The organism is Streptomyces sp. NPDC088097 (assembly GCF_044741845.1).
Classification (GTDB): Bacteria; Actinomycetota; Actinomycetes; order Streptomycetales; family Streptomycetaceae; genus Streptomyces.
Genome location: NZ_JBIUTJ010000022.1, coordinates 1 through 15,517, shown reverse-complemented (window position 1 = coordinate 15,517; position 15,517 = coordinate 1). Strand labels below are relative to the sequence as shown.

Annotated in this window: 14 protein-coding genes and 1 tRNA gene; 8 read left to right on the top strand and 7 right to left on the bottom strand. The window is 70.3% G+C overall.

What is annotated here, in order from left to right:
- Positions 1–200: 200 nt before the first annotated feature.
- On the bottom strand, positions 201–1,487 hold the full coding sequence (locus ACIOD1_RS33355; RefSeq protein WP_401906793.1) for a polyprenyl synthetase family protein: 1,287 nt from the start codon (positions 1,485–1,487) through the stop codon (positions 201–203).
- Positions 1,488–1,571: 84 nt separating this feature from the next.
- Here ACIOD1_RS33355 and ACIOD1_RS33350 point away from each other — a divergent pair, with 84 nt between their 5' ends.
- On the top strand, positions 1,572–2,045 hold the full coding sequence (locus ACIOD1_RS33350; RefSeq protein ID WP_401906790.1) for a hypothetical protein: 474 nt from the start codon (positions 1,572–1,574) through the stop codon (positions 2,043–2,045).
- Here the strand turns inward: ACIOD1_RS33350 and ACIOD1_RS33345 are convergent.
- Positions 2,024–3,547, bottom strand: coding sequence for an MFS transporter (locus tag ACIOD1_RS33345; protein ID WP_401906787.1), 1,524 nt, complete (start codon positions 3,545–3,547; stop codon positions 2,024–2,026). The two genes, ACIOD1_RS33350 and ACIOD1_RS33345, sit on opposite strands and share 22 nt — an antisense overlap.
- A 542-nt stretch (positions 3,548–4,089) precedes the next feature.
- Between ACIOD1_RS33345 and ACIOD1_RS33340 the strand changes: the two genes are divergently transcribed.
- The 4 genes from ACIOD1_RS33340 to ACIOD1_RS33325 all read left to right on the top strand — a co-directional run bounded on the left by ACIOD1_RS33340 (position 4,090) and on the right by ACIOD1_RS33325 (position 8,545).
- Positions 4,090–5,535, top strand: a complete 1,446-nt coding sequence (locus ACIOD1_RS33340; RefSeq protein WP_401906785.1) for an FG-GAP-like repeat-containing protein — start codon at positions 4,090–4,092, stop codon at positions 5,533–5,535.
- A gap of 615 nt (positions 5,536–6,150) precedes the next feature.
- Complete coding sequence (locus ACIOD1_RS33335; protein ID WP_365627252.1) at positions 6,151–6,813, top strand: deoxynucleoside kinase; 663 nt, start codon at positions 6,151–6,153, stop codon at positions 6,811–6,813.
- A gap of 353 nt (positions 6,814–7,166) precedes the next feature.
- On the top strand, positions 7,167–7,598 hold the full coding sequence (locus tag ACIOD1_RS33330; RefSeq protein ID WP_365627249.1) for a hypothetical protein: 432 nt from the start codon (positions 7,167–7,169) through the stop codon (positions 7,596–7,598).
- A 434-nt stretch (positions 7,599–8,032) separates the two neighbouring features.
- Positions 8,033–8,545: a C40 family peptidase gene (locus tag ACIOD1_RS33325; RefSeq protein WP_401906781.1), complete on the top strand. Its 513-nt coding sequence runs from the start codon at positions 8,033–8,035 to the stop codon at positions 8,543–8,545.
- A gap of 128 nt (positions 8,546–8,673) precedes the next feature.
- Here ACIOD1_RS33325 and ACIOD1_RS33320 read toward each other — a convergent pair whose 3' ends face one another.
- The 3 genes from ACIOD1_RS33320 to ACIOD1_RS33310 all read right to left on the bottom strand — a co-directional run bounded on the left by ACIOD1_RS33320 (position 8,674) and on the right by ACIOD1_RS33310 (position 10,739).
- Entirely contained in the window at positions 8,674–9,057 is a 384-nt protein-coding gene (locus tag ACIOD1_RS33320; protein WP_365627244.1) for a hypothetical protein, read from the bottom strand.
- A gap of 285 nt (positions 9,058–9,342) precedes the next feature.
- Entirely contained in the window at positions 9,343–10,224 is an 882-nt protein-coding gene (locus ACIOD1_RS33315; RefSeq protein ID WP_365627241.1) for a D-hexose-6-phosphate mutarotase, read from the bottom strand.
- Between the two features lie 128 nt (positions 10,225–10,352).
- Positions 10,353–10,739: a VOC family protein gene (locus tag ACIOD1_RS33310; RefSeq protein WP_401906777.1), complete on the bottom strand. Its 387-nt coding sequence runs from the start codon at positions 10,737–10,739 to the stop codon at positions 10,353–10,355.
- A gap of 235 nt (positions 10,740–10,974) precedes the next feature.
- On the opposite strand from ACIOD1_RS33310, the gene ACIOD1_RS33305 reads away from it, so the two are divergent.
- Positions 10,975–11,048, top strand: a tRNA-Met gene (locus ACIOD1_RS33305).
- Positions 11,049–11,330: 282 nt separating this feature from the next.
- On the opposite strand, the gene ACIOD1_RS33300 is transcribed toward ACIOD1_RS33305, so the two are convergent.
- Both ACIOD1_RS33300 and ACIOD1_RS33295 read right to left on the bottom strand, forming a co-directional pair.
- Positions 11,331–12,104, bottom strand: coding sequence for a class I SAM-dependent methyltransferase (locus tag ACIOD1_RS33300; protein WP_401906775.1), 774 nt, complete (start codon positions 12,102–12,104; stop codon positions 11,331–11,333).
- Between the two features lie 128 nt (positions 12,105–12,232).
- On the bottom strand, positions 12,233–13,075 hold the full coding sequence (locus ACIOD1_RS33295) for a hypothetical protein (protein WP_401906772.1): 843 nt from the start codon (positions 13,073–13,075) through the stop codon (positions 12,233–12,235).
- Positions 13,076–13,424: 349 nt separating this feature from the next.
- Between ACIOD1_RS33295 and ACIOD1_RS33290 the strand changes: the two genes are divergently transcribed.
- On the top strand, positions 13,425–13,964 hold the full coding sequence (locus ACIOD1_RS33290; protein WP_401906770.1) for an ArsR/SmtB family transcription factor: 540 nt from the start codon (positions 13,425–13,427) through the stop codon (positions 13,962–13,964).
- Positions 13,961–15,226 carry an MFS transporter gene (locus ACIOD1_RS33285; RefSeq protein WP_401906767.1) on the top strand — a complete coding sequence of 422 codons (1,266 nt, stop codon included), beginning with the start codon at positions 13,961–13,963 and terminating at the stop codon, positions 15,224–15,226. Before ACIOD1_RS33290 ends, ACIOD1_RS33285 begins: the two co-directional genes overlap by 4 nt.
- The last annotated feature ends 291 nt before the right edge of the window (positions 15,227–15,517 follow it).

The following is a 15,517-nucleotide window of genomic DNA, read 5'->3' as shown; positions in this document are numbered from 1 at the left end:
GCTCCTGCGACGTCTTCCGGCAACGGGACGCGCCCGTACGGGAATTACTCGCTGCGATCACCAACCCACATGCACCCCGCCCCAACCACCTCGACGCCCCGCACCCCGGGAACCCGGGCGCAGAACGCCTCGGCGACGTCCGCGTTCATGCGTTCAGTCCGGCGTGGCCGAACCGGGTCCGGCCTGCCCCGGGTCGTGTGTCAGGCGATGCGTGAGTGCAGGACTTCGGCGCACAGCGCGCCCAGGCTCCGGCCCGACGGTGAGGGCCGAAGCCGGTCTGAAGCTTTCTTCCACGCGTCGTAGACCATGCGGTGGGCTTCGTCCGCGCACTCGTCGAGGGCGCCACAGTCGGCGATACGTCGGGCGGCGCGGGCGGCGCCGTCCGCGTCCAGACCGGAGCGCACCTGTTCCCACAGCTGTCGGGCTTCGTCCTGAGGCATACGGGCGAGCGCGCGGACGAGCGGGTAGGTGACCTTGGCGTTGAGGAGGTCTTCGGCCACGCGCTTGGTCGCGGCGCCCTGCCGGCTCACGCCGCGGAGGTCGGCGACGTCGTCGGTGATCTGGTACGCGGTGCCGACCGCCTCGCCCAGAGCGGCGAGCGCGTCACACTGAGCCGGATCGGCCTCGGCCACCAAGGCGGCGATCCGGAACACCGCGGCTACCGGTGCGCCGGACTTCAGCCGGTGGGTTTGGGCGACCAACTGCCGTACGACGGTGGTGTCCCCGGTGGTCAGCGCGACGCTCATCTCCTCGTGGTGCCCCTGGAGGTCGAGGGCCTGCCCCGCATGCGCGGCCTGCAGGGCGTCGAGGTAGGTCTCGTACACGCGGGAACGCAGGCGGGGGTCGTCGGGCAAGGTCTGACGGATGGCCCGGTGCATGCTGAAGTAGGCGGTGGTGCCGGCGTTGATGGCGAGGGCGGTGCCGTGTTCGAGGTGGGCGCTGGGCCGCCCACGGCGCAGCGGGGCCCCGTCCTGGATGTCGTCGATGATCAGTGATCCGGTGTGCAGGAGCTCGCAGGCCGCCCACAGGGGCCCGTAGGGGCGGCTGTCAGCGCCCAGTGCCTCCACCACCGTGGCCGCGAGGGTGGGTCTCCAGCGCCGGCCGCCGTGGTCCACGGTCTGGCGCACCGGTGTGATGAGCGCCGCGTGCAGCCGGCCGTGGAGGCGCCTGGCAGTCTCCGGCAGGAGGATCTCCGTCCCTGTGGAGGGCAGGAGATCCCTGGTTGTCTCAGGGTGCGGCAGCTCCGGATACAGGTGGTCGATGTCCCGCTCCAGCGCCTGCGCTGTGTACCCGGACCGCCCGTCCTGCGCCCTACGCGGCTCGGCCGGGGCCGCGCTGTGCTGGTGGGGTCCGGGGAGCCGGCCGGCTCGGGGGGCGCCGGGGGCGCTGTCCGTGGTGCGTCGCGGGTCGTGGGGCGTGATCGTTTCATTGGCTTTGCCCTGCCGGCCGGCGGTCATCTGGGTCTCCCTCTGCTCGGTGAGGAACATGCCGAAGTGGTCTGACCGCCGTCCGCCGTTTGTGTCGGGAGCCGTGTAGGGGTGCTGCGGGACGGGGCCCGGTGGAAGGAACGGGTGCGGAAACAGAAGATCAGGAGGGCGGCGGTCGCGGTCAGCGCGAACCACACCAGCCACGCGACGAAGGCCGCCGTGGTCGCCCTCTCCGAGGGGCTGCGCCGGGAGATCCGCGGCAGCGGTGTCCACGTCACCTGCGTCCTGCCCTACCTCGTCGCCACCCGTGCCGGTGAAGGTCTGCGACCCCGTCTCGTACAGCCGCTGCGTCTCGAGCAGGTAGCCCGCGCCGTGGCACGGGCCATCCGCCGGCCGCCTACACGCATCTACGTACCAGGCCCGCTGGGCCGGCTCCTCGCCTACGCGTCCCAGCTCCCCGAACGCGCACGCGACGCGGTGGACGACCTCATCCGCATGGACGAACTGGCCCTCGCTCCCCAAGCCACGCCCCGGCAACGCTTCGGCCGCCGGCCCCCGGCCGAGCCGCCTCCTTCTCTCCACCCCGAGCCGGGGGTTCAGAGGCGGAGGGTGCGGTGAGAGGTGGCGCGGGGCAGGAAGAACATCAGGGCCCACGCGATCAGCAGGCCACCGATCACGTACGGCAGTGTGGCGGTGAAGGCGTCGACGACCTCGCCGCCGCGGGCGGTCGCGCTCTGGTCGTGGGCGAAGAAGACCACGCCGGTGAGGACGACGCCCAGGGCGATGCCGAGGTGGGTGGCGGTGTTGAACAGACCGGAGGCCGATCCTGCGTGCGCGACGTCGACGCGGCCGATGGTGAGGTCGGTGAGCGGGGCACCGATCATGCCCAGTCCGAGCCCCAGTGCCAGGACCGGGAGCGCCATGGTGGTCATCGACAGTCCGGTGCCGTACGTGGTGGCCAACAGGTGGAACGAGGCCAGGGCCGAAGCGGCGAGCAGCGCGCCCGCCTGGGGAGCGCGTCGTTGGTGGCGGGCGACGGCGGCCATGGCCAGCCAGGCGCCCGTGATCTCGGCGAGGGTGAGGAGGAGGAAGCCGACCGCCGCCCGCGACGGGCTCATGCCCAGGCCCTGTTGCATGAAGAGTGTCCAGCACATGAAGAACAGGCCGGACAGCAGACCGAAGACCAGCTGTGCGGCCAGCCCTCCGGAGAAGGGGCGACCGGAGAACAGGGACAGCTCCATCAGCGGGTAGCCGCCCTTACGGCTCTTGGTCCGCTGCTGGACGACCAGGCCCACCAGCACGGCTACGCCCGCGGCCATGGCCGTGAAGGTCCACCACGGCCAGTGCCGGGCGCCGCCCGCGCTGAGCGGGTAGGCGATCAGCAGCAGCCCGAGCGCGGAGAGGACCATGCCCAGCGGGTCGAGGCGCGGGGCCCGCGTGTCGCGGGACTCGGTCATGTAGCGCTGGCCGAGCAGGACCGTGGCGATCCCGAGGGGGACGTTGATCAGGAAGATGGAGCGCCAGCCGAGGCCGAACAGGTCGGCCTGGGTGAGGACGCCGCCCAGGAGGGGCCCGGCGGCACTTCCGATGGACAAGACGGTTCCGTACAGGCCGAACGCCTTGGAGCGGTCGCTGCCGCTGCCGCTGTGGCGGTCGTTGTCGCTGTCGCCGCTGCTGTCGCTGTCGGAGAAGGTGACGTGCAAGGTCGCCAGGACCTGCGGGATCATCACCGCCGCACCGGCGCCCTGCACCGCGCGGGCGGCGATCAGGGTGGCGGGGCCGACGGCGAGGGTGCACAGCAAGGAGGCGCCGGTGAAGGCGCCCGTGCCGAGCAGGAAGGTTCGTTTGCGCCCGTAGAGGTCACCGAGGCGACCACCGGTGATCAGCCCTATGCCGAGGGCGAGCGCGTAGGCGGCATGGGTCCACTGAAGGCCGGCTGCCGAGGCACCGGTGTCCGCCTGGATGGTGGGCAGGGCGGTGTCGACCACCGAGGCGTCCAGGACGGCCATCAGTTCGCCGATCAGCACCACGGCCAGCATGATCTGGCTGCCGGGGCGCGAAGTTCGTCCGGCTGGGGTAGTGCCCGAGCCGGGCAGGGCTTTGCGGGTGTCATGAGACACGGAGAGGGGTTCCTGTTCAGGGCAGTGGGAAGAACGGGCAGGCCAAGGCCCGTGTACGCCTACTGCGCACAGGAGGATGTCACGGAGCCCAGGCCGTCGGGATCACCGTCTTCACAGCGGACAACACCCATCCGCCTTGTCAGCACAGGCGGGGGTCCGCGGGCAGGGCCCGGGAAGAACGGCTACTTGGCCTGGGATATACGTCATCACCTCGAAGGACACGCGCACGCCCACAGGGGGCGGAATCGGAACCCTGCCAGCATAGGCGGGCGCCCTCCACGGGGAAAACGGGTTTCCGGGCCGCCCTCCGGTGCCGGTGGCCGAGGTGGAGGCGGTGAAGCCGTAGCGGCCGAGTACGTTGAGATCGCGGTGCTCGAAGGTGGACAGGCGGCGATGTACCGGGTCCTCCAGAGCGCCATGGGGCCCGGCTCTCCCGACCTCGGGAACCGACCTGCCGAGACGGCGCGAAGGGGGGTCGCCTACAGTCCCTCTCCACGGCCCGGTGGAACACGTTCGGGCAGGTCAGGGGAGGAATTGTGCTGATGCGCCAAGAATGGGCCGCGCTCGCGGTGGGGATGACGGTCGTGGCGGGAACGGTCGTGGTGGCGGGACCCGCCGCGGCAGCCGATGTGACCGGGGTCCACAAGAGCGACTTCAACGGGGACGGCTACAACGACCTCGTGACCGGTGCCCCCGCCGCGACAATCGGCGGCAAGGCGGGCGCCGGGTACGTGGCCGTCATGCCGGGCGGCCCGGACGGACTGGTCACTGCCCAACGCAAGGTGATCAGCCAGGCGAGCGCCGGCGTCCCGGGCGACCCCGGCGAAGGGGACAACTTCGGGTACGCGCTGAGCACCGGCGACTTCAACGGCGACGGTTTCTCCGACCTCGCGGTGGGCGCCCCGCAGGACAGTGCCCCCGTGGCCGAGGGCGGTCAACGGACCGGCTCGGTGACCGTGCTCTTCGGAAGCCCGACGGGCCTGGGCAACGCCTCGCGCGTGATGGGCATCGCCAAGCTGCTGGGCCAGTCACTGACGGCGGCGGACATGGACGGCGACGGTCGCCCCGAGCTCGTGGCGACCGAGCGGATCGGGCCCGACGGAGGCATGCGGCGCTTCACCGTGGCGGCGGGCGGGACCGCGTTGACGCGTACGGACGACTTCGCGAACTTCGGTTCCTACGGCCTGGCCGCGGGCGATGTCGACGGCGACGGACGCGACGACGTCGTGACCCAGTTCCGCGCCCTGGGCAACGTCCCGATGTTCGGGGTGTTCAGCGGGGTCAACGGCAAGCTCGACGGCTCCGCGACCTGGTGGCCGGAGAGCGCATACCAGGGAGGAACCGACGCGGTGGTCGGCGACCTGGACAAAGACGGCAAGGCCGACATCGTGATCGGACGACCTTCCAGGGAGTTCTCGGCAGCCGGCGGCGACGTGGCCGTCTGGAAGGGCCGCAAGGGCGGCATCACCGGCGAGCCGCAGAAGGTGATCACCCAGTCCACCGCCGGGGTACCGGGGGCCGCCGAGAGCGACGACAGGTTCGGCTACTCGGTCGCGATCGGCGACGTGACCGGCGACGGCAACCCCGAACTCGCCATCGGAGCGCCCGGCGAGGACATCGGAGCCGTCGTGGACGGCGGCTCGGTGACCGTGCTCCGCGGCAGCGCGAAGGGCATCGTGACGGCCACCGACGGGGTCGCGCTGACGCAGGACTCGGCGGGGGTGCCGGGGGCCGCGGAGACGCACGACCAGTTCGCCTGGGGCGTGTCCCTCGTGGACTACACAAAGGACGGCAAGGCCGAACTGGCCGTCGGTACCCCAGGCGAGAACAACACCAACACGGAGTGGCCGTACTTCGGCGACGGCGCCATCAGCGTCCTGCGCGGCGCGGACGCCGGCCCGGCGACCACCGGCGTGCGCAGCCTCACCGCCACGTCCTTCGGCTCCACCCTGGCGGGCAGCCCCTTCGGTTTCGCCCTCGGCCGCTGAACCACGCACCGGATCCTCGCGGTGGACCCCGCGCGACACTGATTCGAGGGTGGAGAAGACCACCCGGTGCTGTGATCGGAAGGGCTTGCCGGTAGGCCCGTGGCGTCGGCTGCGGTACGTCGCAGGTGGCGTGTCGCAGCTCGTCCCGGACCGCGCACGTGCCCGGTCCGGCGACGCGGCGAGAACTCTGCTGCGGACTCGAACATCCCGTACGCCTACTGCCTCCACCTGCTGCACCACGAGGACACGGGCATGATGGGCCAGTTCGTGGCGGTCGGACCCAAATCCACCCTGCGGCACAACATCTGGGACGAAAGGAAACGCCAACATCAAGATGTAGTGTTATCCGTAGCGGCGGTTAGGCCGGTGCGCCCCTTCATTCCTCCGCTCAGACATGGCACGAATCGTGATGTAAGACGTACAGCGGCCGCAGGGCTGCCGCTCAGACCGGTCGATCGAGAGATCGGCCCGGGTCAGGGCCTTGGTCCAGGCGAACCACATGGCGCTGATCATGAAGATCCCGGGGATCGCGTGACCGCCGGTGGGCCACTCAGTGGTGTGGGGCGCCCATCCGGCCCGCCCGACGAACAGAAGATCTCCAGGGAGAAGTGAGGTATGTCAGTGATCTGCGTCGGAGGCATGATCGGGATCGGCAAGACGAGCGTGGCCGAACTGCTCGCCCGGGAACTGGGCAGCAAGGTCTTCTACGAGAGCGTGGACGACAACCCGATCCTTCCGCTCTTCTACACGGCGAGCCCCGAAGAGATCCAGGCGAAGCGTTACCCCTTCCTGCTCCAGCTCTACTTCCTGCAGACCCGGTTCGCCTCGGTCAAGGAGGCGTACAAGCAAGGCGACAACGTCCTCGACCGGTCCATCTACGAGGACTGGTACTTCGCCAAGGTCAATCACGATCTGGGCCGGATCAGCTCCCTCGAAATGCGGGTGTACGAGGGACTGCTGGGCGAGATGATGCGCGAGATCGACGGCCTGCCGTACCGCAAGGCACCCGATCTCATGGTCTACCTCAAGGCGAACTTCGAGACGGTGCTGCACCGCATCGGGCTCCGGGGCCGCGATTTCGAGCAGGACGAGAGCCTCATCGAGTACTACCGGACCCTGTGGTCCGGGTACGACGACTGGGTGCACACGCACTACTCGGCCAGCGAAGTCCTCGTCATCGACATGAACCACACGGACGTGGTGAACAACCCCGAGGACGCGGCGCGCGTGGCGCAGGAAGTCAAGAACGCCCTGGCGGCGGTCGCGCACCGGGCCTGAGCCCGAACCGGGACAACCGTGGCCGGACGGGCGGTGAGGAGTGCCACCGTCCGGCGACACGGTCGGTGGCGCCGGGCACGTCCCCGACGGCGGGCCCGCCCGCTGGGCCCGGAGCCGCGCGCCCTCGGCTCCGTACGGGACCGCCTGCCTCTGTCGGCAGCGCGACCGTTTTGACGGCGCACCTCATGGCCCTGTGGCGCCGACCTTCGATTCGTCCTGCGACGTTCGCTCACATCGCGAAACCGCAGGTGAGCGGCCGACGCACTGCGCCCCGAAGGTCGCGAGGGGATACTGGATCGAGTTGGGCGCCCTCCTGATCTGACCACGGACGACGTGGCGCCCAGGAGGTTTCCATGCGCCGTCAAACGCTCTCACACCGGCCCGGGCTCCTTGTCGCGGTCGGAACCGCTCTCCTGCTCGCGGTGGCCCTCCCGACTTCGGCCTCGGCGGCCGTCGGCGACGTCCAGGTCGCCCTGGGCGAGCCGGGCAAGGAAGGGCCGGTGATCGCCGCCCCGCGCAAGCTCGTCCAGAGCCCTACGGACGGTCACTGTTACACGGTCAAGGAAGTGTTCCCCGACGCCCCGGAGGGCAGCTACTTCCGTTCGGTGGGCAACCACACGAACACATCGGTGTTCATCTACGAGGCCGACGCCTGCGCAGGCGCTCCGCATGACCGGACGCCGATGGACCCCGGAAAGGCGATCATCGGGCTCCCCATCCTCTCCTTCAAGATCGTCCCGGCTCCGACCCTCAACCTCGGCACCACGTCACCCTCGGCGGGGTAGGCCGTGCGTTCAAGGTTTGAGGCGTAGGGCCCGGGGGCCCGGTCGGTGGGCACGATGGCGCACCCGCAGCGTTGTTCACGCGGCCGACGAATGGGCCAGGGTGAGGTGTGCCACGCGGTCGGTGCGCGAGCCCCCGCGTGGCCGGCCGCTGTGTGCGCGAAGTGGTAGGGCGGGATGCGGTCGTGAGCGTGCGTCAAGAAGTGCAGGTCACGGGCCGATAACAGGGTGGGTTGCGGCGCGCGGTCGACAGTGGGGGCCCTCGTGGCGCGGCCTCCTGGACGCATTGTCACAATTGTGGCGCATTGCACGCGATTTGAGCGGGCGTCGAAACCGGTGGTAGAGCTGGCTGCATGATCAAAACGGTTCGAAAGCCTCGTCACGCCAAGCCCCGTTCCGGTACGTCCCCGACGCGCGTCGGTGTTCTCGGTGGGGTCTTGGGCACCCTCGCGTTGGCCGCTGCGGCCACCCCCGCCTCGGCCCACCAGGCGGATTCGGGCCCTACGGGCGCGAGCGGGCACATACCCTCTTCCCGGCCCGACGGCTCCCCCTCGACCTCCCCCTCCCCCGACACCTCGACTCCGGACCAGGTGACCGGGGCGGCCGCGACGGTAGTGGACTTCGCCCGGGCCCAGGTCGGCAAGGGGTACGCGATGGGCGGGACGGGGCCGAGCGCGTACGACTGCTCCGGCCTCACCCAGGCCGCCTACCGTCAGGCCGGCGTCGAACTCCCGCGCGTCTCCCAAGAGCAGTCCGCGAGCGGCCGGGACGTCGATCTGTCGGACCTGCGACCGGGCGACCTTCTGTACTGGGGGGCCAAGGGCTCCGCCACCCACGTCGCCGTCTACGTCGGGGGCAACACCTACGTCGGCGCGCAGAACTCCCGCGTCGGAGTCGTCGAGCGCAGCCTCGACTGGTCCAGCCCCTCGGGGGCCGTCCGCGTCCTGTGACGACCCGGCGGCAACGAACCTGAGGCCGCCGGGTCCGGGCGTCGAGCGGTCCGGGCGTCGAGCGGTCCGGGCGGGTGCGGGTGGGTTCGGGTGCGGGTGGGTTCGGGTGCTGCGGGCGGCCCTCGGGCCTATCCGTTCCGTTCGGGACCGGGCGGCGTCGCCGGGAAGTGACGTTCCAGGATCTCCGCCCAACGCGGCAGGCTGACGAATCCGGTGGCGTCGGCCTGTGCCTGGACGAGCTCGGCGAGCGCGGCGACGAAGGGCTGGGCGGCGGAGTCCTCGGGCACGTCGACGGCGGCCTTCTTGAGCCGCTCGTGCGCGGCGGGAAAGACGCCCTTCGCCCACGCGCCCTGCTCGCGGACCCGCTTGCCGTCTTCCTTCAGGCTGGACATGAACCGGCCGAAGACCGTGCAGTCCGGGGCGTGCCAGATCTTGTCGGGACCGATGCGGGCGTTGTCGTGGCCCGGCAGGGGGTGGCAGTCGACGCAGTCGGGCACGAGCTTCTCGGTCATCGCGGAATTCCCTTCGAGTGGAGGCAGAGCCTGCCATGCCTGCGAACCGTTGACCAGGGGTTTCGCACCGGAATCCTGTCGTCCTGATGAGGCACCGTACTGGCGTGGGCCTGCCGTCGCACGATCACCGTGCGGTGGCAGGCCCACGGCCGGTCAGTTGCCGGGCTGTCAGCCGGCGGGCGGGGTCCCGTGCACCGGGCCCTGTCGAGGGCGGCCGCCCTCACCCCGCGTTCCCCTCGCCCTCCCTCCCCGGTTCGCCCCGGGGGCCGGTCGGTCCGTCGGACGTCAGCGTTGCGCGCCGGGAAGGATGCTCAGGGTGACGCCCAGGCGGGCGGGGCGGGCGGGCGTGCTCTCCAGGGGGACGTTGACGCGGCCGGTCTCCACGCACAGGAAGCGGAGGTGGTCGTCGTCCGTCAGGTCGGCCATCGAGGCGGCCAGTTCGGGTCCGGGGTTCCAGACCACGACGTCGGAGGCCTCCCGGTGCGTGAGTTGCACGCTGCGACCGAGTGCGCCGTCCCGGACGACGCTGACCTCGTCCGGCGCGGTGTAGACCCGCTCGATGTGTCCCGTCGGCCGCACCGTGCCCCCCGCATCCACCGTGTCCAGGTCGAGGAGGTTGTCGTGGTGGCGGTCGCCGAGCCCGACCACCTCCGTCTCGTCCAAGGCTCCGATCGCCACGTAGGTGTGCAGGGCGGCCGTGCTCTGGTACTCGCCGGTCGCCTCGACGTCGATCGCGCAGGTCGCGCCGAGGGAGATACGCGTGGTCAGGGTGAACTCGTGCGGCCACAGGGCGCGCGTGACGTCCGAGGAACCCAGACGGAGCACCAGGACGACACCGTCCTCGGTGGATTCCTGCGAGACCAGGTCCCAATCGAGGGCGCGGGCGAAACCGTGCGACGGCTTGGCCACGGGCCCGAACCACGGCCAGCACAGGGGCACGCCGCCCCGGACGGGCGTGCCCGCCACCCAGGCGTTGCGCTCGCCCAGCCACAAAACCTCGGCGCGGCCCTCCGGCTGCCAGGAAAGGACCTGTCCGCCCTGCAGGCTGACCACGGCACGCACGCGCGGGTGGTCGACGACCAGGATCGGGATCTCGCCGATGAGACGCCGGGTCACGGAGGGCGACAGTCGGCCGAGGACGGGGAGGGCGAAGAGGTTCTCGTTCATGGCGTCGACTCTTCAGAAACCACACAGGACAGTCAAGCCGGCGCTTCCGGATCCGGCCGCGCCATGGGGGCTGTGGTGGCGGCGCCGGCGGTGGCGGTCGGCGTGGAGGCTCACCGTCGTGTGCGGTTTCAAGGGCGCGAACGCAGCGGGTGGTCCGCCGGTACCTCGACGACGGCGATGTGCACGCCGTCGGGGTCCGCGATCCACATCTCGATCAGGCCCCACGGTTCGCGCAGCGGAGCCCGCAGCACCTCGGCGCCCCGGTCGCGCAGTTCCTCGTACGCCGCCGCCACGTCCGCCACCTGGAGCCACAGCCGCGTCCCGGGCGCGGGGGACTCGTCGGCGCGCCCGGAGACCTCCAGGAATCCGCCGCCGAGGAAGTAGACCGTGCCGCGCTCGGGTCCGGTGCCGAACTCGCGGTAGACGGCCAGGCCGAGGGTCTCGCCGTAGAAGGCGCGGGAGCGCTCGGGGTCGGTGGGCGTCAGCAGGATCCTGCTCCCCAGTACGTGCACCACGGCTCACTCCCGTTCGGACGACGACTCCCGACGAGACTACCCAGGGAATCACCGACGATCCGTGCAAGCCGTCCGAGCCGGGACGACTCGTCGGAGCCGTCGGAGCCGTGACGAATCCTCGGCGCCGTCAGAGCACGCGTAGGAGCCCTTACCGAGTCCAGGCCGAGGTAGGCATCGTCCGCGGCCGATATTGGTCAAGCCACCCCGCCCGGACCACGTAGAGTGGCGTTACCGACGCGGGGTGGAGCAGCTCGGTAGCTCGCTGGGCTCATAACCCAGAGGTCGCAGGTTCAAATCCTGTCCCCGCTACGAAAACGAAGGGGCCCGGCATCAGCCGGGCCCCTTCGGCGTGCGGCGCTCCGGTAGCCTTCGACAACGCCCAAGGCAACCCCACCCGCCCCGGCCTTCCCCATCTGTCCGCACCCAGGGCTTCCGGATCAGCGGCACCGCATCAACGGCACCGACCTGGCGTCCTCGTCGTGGAAGCAACACATGCGCTCTGGCGTCGTCGTACTCGACGACGGCGAGCCGACGAGTCCGGCCACCTTCGCCTCGATCCGGCTCCGGCTCCGTTCGTGATCGGTCGATCGGCTACTCCTCCGAGCCCGCAGCCGACGGCGGTACTTCAAGGACGAAGAAGAGGAAGCCGGGTTTGGTCGAAAGGGCATCGAAGTCGTCGGGGAACAGGTCACGAGCGGCTGGGTCGGGCTGCGGCTCGCTGATGGCGGAGATTCGGAAACCGGCGGTCGTGAAGGCATCGGTCATCGCGTGCAGCGGCCTGCGCCAGAACCTCATGGGAGCCGACTGCCCGTTGAACGTCCAGTCGAAGGAATAGCTGGTGGTCGCAGAATAGTCGGGCCGAGGATCCTGGATCGCGTAGGCCACGAAAGGGTGGTCCACCGAGGCGATCAGCCGGCCGCCGGGCGTGAGTACTCGCCGCATCTCGGCCAGCGTCGGCCCCCAGTCCTCGACGTAGTGCAGGACCAGCGACGCCACCACGTCGTCGAAAGCACCGTCGTCGAAGGGCAGGCGCTCGCTCACGTCGGCCACCTGCAGGGCCGCGTCGGCACCCAGCCGCCGTCTTGCCAACGCCAGCATTCCGGCGCTCGCGTCGATGCCGGTGACGACCGCACCCCGGTCGCGTAGGACGGCGGACAGGGCGCCTGCGCCACAGCCGGCGTCCAGGATCCGACGGCCGGTCACGTCTCCGGCGAGGGCCACCATCCCGGGCCGCTCGTAGTAGGCGTTCACGAGGTTGTTCTCGTTGTCCGCCGAGTACGCCTCGGCGAAGCTGTCGTAGTCATTGACCCGGGTCGGATCTGTGGCTGGGGCGAGACTCTCGGGCACATCGGTCGAGCGTTCCATCGTCGCAGCCCAGTAGGCACGCGACCCGCCCGGCAGGGCTCAAAACCAGCCCGACGGACGGGAGTTCGGCGGCCTGGGCGGACCGGCCCCCGGCCGCCGTCTTCCGCTATTGGACGCCCGCGACTGCTTCAGTAGCCCCGGACGACGAGCTTGACTCTGGCCTGGGGCCACGTGGTGCGCAGGTAGTGGTCCTCGGCGGCGCGCCAACGTTTGATCCACCCCTCGGAGTTCTCGCCGCGTCCTCGCACGCGCCGCAGGCAGGTGTCGCGAGGGGTGTCGACGTAGGCGGTGAAGTGGAAGTAAGGGACCAGCTCCGGGCGCGCGGAGTAGACCCCTTCGACGATCACCACGGCCCCGGGGACGACCTCGTGCCAAGCGCCGAGTTGTCCGGTGGTCCAGTCGTAGATTTGGTAGCGGGCCGCCCGGTCATCCCGCAGCGGGATCAGGACTTGATCCCGCAGACGTTCCCAGTCGAAGTAGCACCTGTAGCCCTGTTCCGCATCGAGTCGCTCTCGCTCTCGGTCGGGCATCGGACGGTAGAAGTCGTCCACGTGCACGATGACGGCGCCGTCGAGGTGTCCGGCCAACGCGGCGGCCAACGTGGTCTTGCCCGATCCTCCCGCGCCGTCGATGGCGACGATCCTAGGGCCCCCTTGGGGCGGGGGCAGTTGCGAGAGAGCGTCCGCAATGTCCTTCGCTCGCTCCGTCATGTCCACGAGTTGTTGATGAGTCCGCAGGTCGGTGGTCCGTGCGGCACTCGACAGGACAATCTCCTCGGCTTCCCCCAGGCCGACGCCCAGCAGTTCTCGGGTCACCACGATCGAGTCCATGACCCCCGACCCGAGGTCCCGCAGCAGCCGCTGGACCTGTTCCATTCCCTCGTCTTGGTCGAGCAACGGCTCGCACTGCTCCACCAGATCGGCAAGGCGTGCGGCACGCTCCGGAGAAAGACCCTGGACGTTTTCGAACATGAGAACTCCTCGCGGTCAGCGCCAAGGGCGGAGACGAACCGGCGGAGCGGGGCTGCCCTCGGACAGCTCCCACCACCGCACCTATCCTGCGGCCCGGATCGGCACGAAGCTCCACCGGGACCCGACCATCGACGAGAACGAGCGCCAGATCCTCCTCTGCCCACCCGAATCGAGCACGGGCCGACCCCTCATGCCCGGTCCAGTCGACAGTGCGCACTGCGCACACAACACCGTTGCTCGTTGGGCGTGTTGACGACCAGAGCCGGCGTCGGGCCCGACCTTGCCGCGGTTCGGAAGTTCCAACGAAAACCCCTTGCCCAATGGTCAAGAAACGTTGACCATTGGGGGCATGCCTACCGAAGACGCTCCTGAGACGTTCCACGTCACCACCGGCGAGCAGTTGCGCGCCGTTTCCAGCCTCACGCGCCACCGGATCATGGCCGTGCTCCGATTCGAGCCCGCGACGATCACGCAGATCGCCGAGCGAGTGGGTCTAGCGAAGGGGAGTTCCAGCTACCACGTACGGCTGCTCGAACGGGCAGGCCTGGTGAAGGTGGTCCGGACGCGGAAGGTCCGGGGCGTCACCGAGCGGTACTACGCCATGGCCGCGCGGTCGATCGTGCTGCCGGATCCGGGCGAGGGAGGTCCGGACGTGCTGATGCGGCATGCGGTGGCGGACCTGGAGGCGGCGCCGATGGATGGCGAGCGACACGTACGCATGGCGCATCTCCGGCTCACCGGGGCGCAGTTCGCGGAGCTGGGGGCGCGGCTGGAGGCACTGGCGGACGAGTACCGGCAGCTGTCCGATCCTTCACTGCCGGACGCGTCACTCGTCTTCGCACTGTTCCACCCGGGACCGCGCGAGCAGTCCGAAGGAGACTCCAAGTGACCTCAGATGTAGCGAAGTTGCCGTCCGAGTTCGGACGGCTGTGGACTGCGCAGACGGTGTCCTCGCTCGGTGACGGGGTGTCGCATGCCGCGCTGCCGCTCCTCGCGTTGACGTTGACGCGGGATCCGATGGTGCTCGCCGTCGTCACGGCCGCCGGAACGCTGCCGTGGCTGCTCTTCGGGGTTCTCGGCGGTGCGTTGGTGGACCGCTGGGACCGTCGGAGCACGATGTGGGTCACGGACGCGGCGCGTGCGGTGCTGCTCGCGATACCGGCGGCAGCGGCCGCGCTCGACGTGCTGAGCATCCCCCTGCTCGCGGCCGTCGCCTTCCTGCTCGGCGTCGGCGGGCTCTTCTTCGACACGGCCGCCACGGCCTATCTGCCGGATCTGCTCGGCCGCGACCCCGCACTCCTTGAGCGCGCCAACTCCCGCCTGCGCGGCGCCCAGACCGCCGCGTCCGGCTTCGCGGGGCCGCCCGCGGGCAGTGCGCTGCTCACGCTCGGGCGGGCGGTTCCGCTGCTCGCCGACGCGGTGTCGTTCGCGGTCTCCGCACTGCTCGTACGATCGCTGCCCGCCGCGCCCCGGCCCGTGCCGCAGGCTCGTGAGTCGCTGCTGAGACAGGCGCGGGCCGGCGCCTCGTACGTATTCCGGAATCAGTTGCTGCTCGGGCTCGCGCTGCGTCCGGCGGTCGGGAACGTCGCCTTCCTGGCCGTGGAGACCGTACTCGCCCTCTTCGCGCACGATCGCCTCGGCATCGACACCTTCGGATTCGGCCTGCTTCTCACGGCGGAGGCCACCGGCGGTCTGCTCGGCGCGGGCATCGCCTCCTTCCTCGGCCGGCGGCTCGGCACCGGCACCGCACTGACCTGCACGGCCGCAGTCGAGGGGCTCGCCATCCTGGGTCTTGCCGCCGCTCCGAACCCGTACGTCGCCGGGCTCGCGCTCGCCGTGTGCGGAGCGGGCATGGGCGCCACGATGGTTCTGGCCCCCTCCCTCCGACAGGCGATCGTCCCCGCCCACCTGATGGGCCGGGTCGCCTCCACCTCCCGGATGCTCGCCATGTGCGCCGCCCCGTTCGGCGCCTTCCTCGGCGGCTGGCTGGCCACCACGTACGACGTACGCACCCCGCTCTACGCCGCCGCCGGCCTCCTCCTCACCATGACCGCCGTCACGTCGACCATGACCGGCAACCGCCGGGTCGAGGCGGCGCTGCGTGCCGCCGCCCCGGCCGGTGCCGAGGGCGTCTCGATCGGTGGGAAGTGATGCGGATCGTCGCTGGTGGACGTGGGGTGCCGGCAGTTGAAGACAGAGCGCCGAACAGAGCGCCACCGATGAGCACTCCGACCGCGGTCAGCGCGAATCGGGGCGATCGCGCAAGCGGCGGCGGTCTCCGCTGTCGGCTTCGACGGTGTGGCCGCGGTGGTCCCGTACCTTCCGCGGTGCCTTGTCAGATGGCGCGCCTACTGATCTTTTCGTAAGTTCGGTGGGTGTGGTGGCCTCGTGGGTGGGAGGCTGTCGGGGTGGCTTATCAACCTTCGTCTTCTGTGGCCGGTT

Bases quoted from the DNA above. Each gene is read 5' to 3' on its own strand.
- ACIOD1_RS33340 (WP_401906785.1), top strand. From the start codon at position 4,090: ATGCGCCAAGAATGGGCCGCGCTCGCGGTGGGGATGACGGTCGTGGCG.
- ACIOD1_RS33300 (WP_401906775.1), bottom strand. From the start codon at position 12,104: ATGGAACGCTCGACCGATGTGCCCGAGAGTCTCGCCCCAGCCACAGAT.
- ACIOD1_RS33295 (WP_401906772.1), bottom strand. From the start codon at position 13,075: ATGTTCGAAAACGTCCAGGGTCTTTCTCCGGAGCGTGCCGCACGCCTT.
- ACIOD1_RS33355 (WP_401906793.1), bottom strand. From the start codon at position 1,487: ATGTTCCTCACCGAGCAGAGGGAGACCCAGATGACCGCCGGCCGGCAG.
- ACIOD1_RS33335 (WP_365627252.1), top strand. From the start codon at position 6,151: ATGTCAGTGATCTGCGTCGGAGGCATGATCGGGATCGGCAAGACGAGC.
- ACIOD1_RS33315 (WP_365627241.1), bottom strand. From the start codon at position 10,224: ATGAACGAGAACCTCTTCGCCCTCCCCGTCCTCGGCCGACTGTCGCCC.
- ACIOD1_RS33290 (WP_401906770.1), top strand. From the start codon at position 13,425: ATGCCTACCGAAGACGCTCCTGAGACGTTCCACGTCACCACCGGCGAG.
- ACIOD1_RS33320 (WP_365627244.1), bottom strand. From the start codon at position 9,057: ATGACCGAGAAGCTCGTGCCCGACTGCGTCGACTGCCACCCCCTGCCG.
- ACIOD1_RS33330 (WP_365627249.1), top strand. From the start codon at position 7,167: ATGCGCCGTCAAACGCTCTCACACCGGCCCGGGCTCCTTGTCGCGGTC.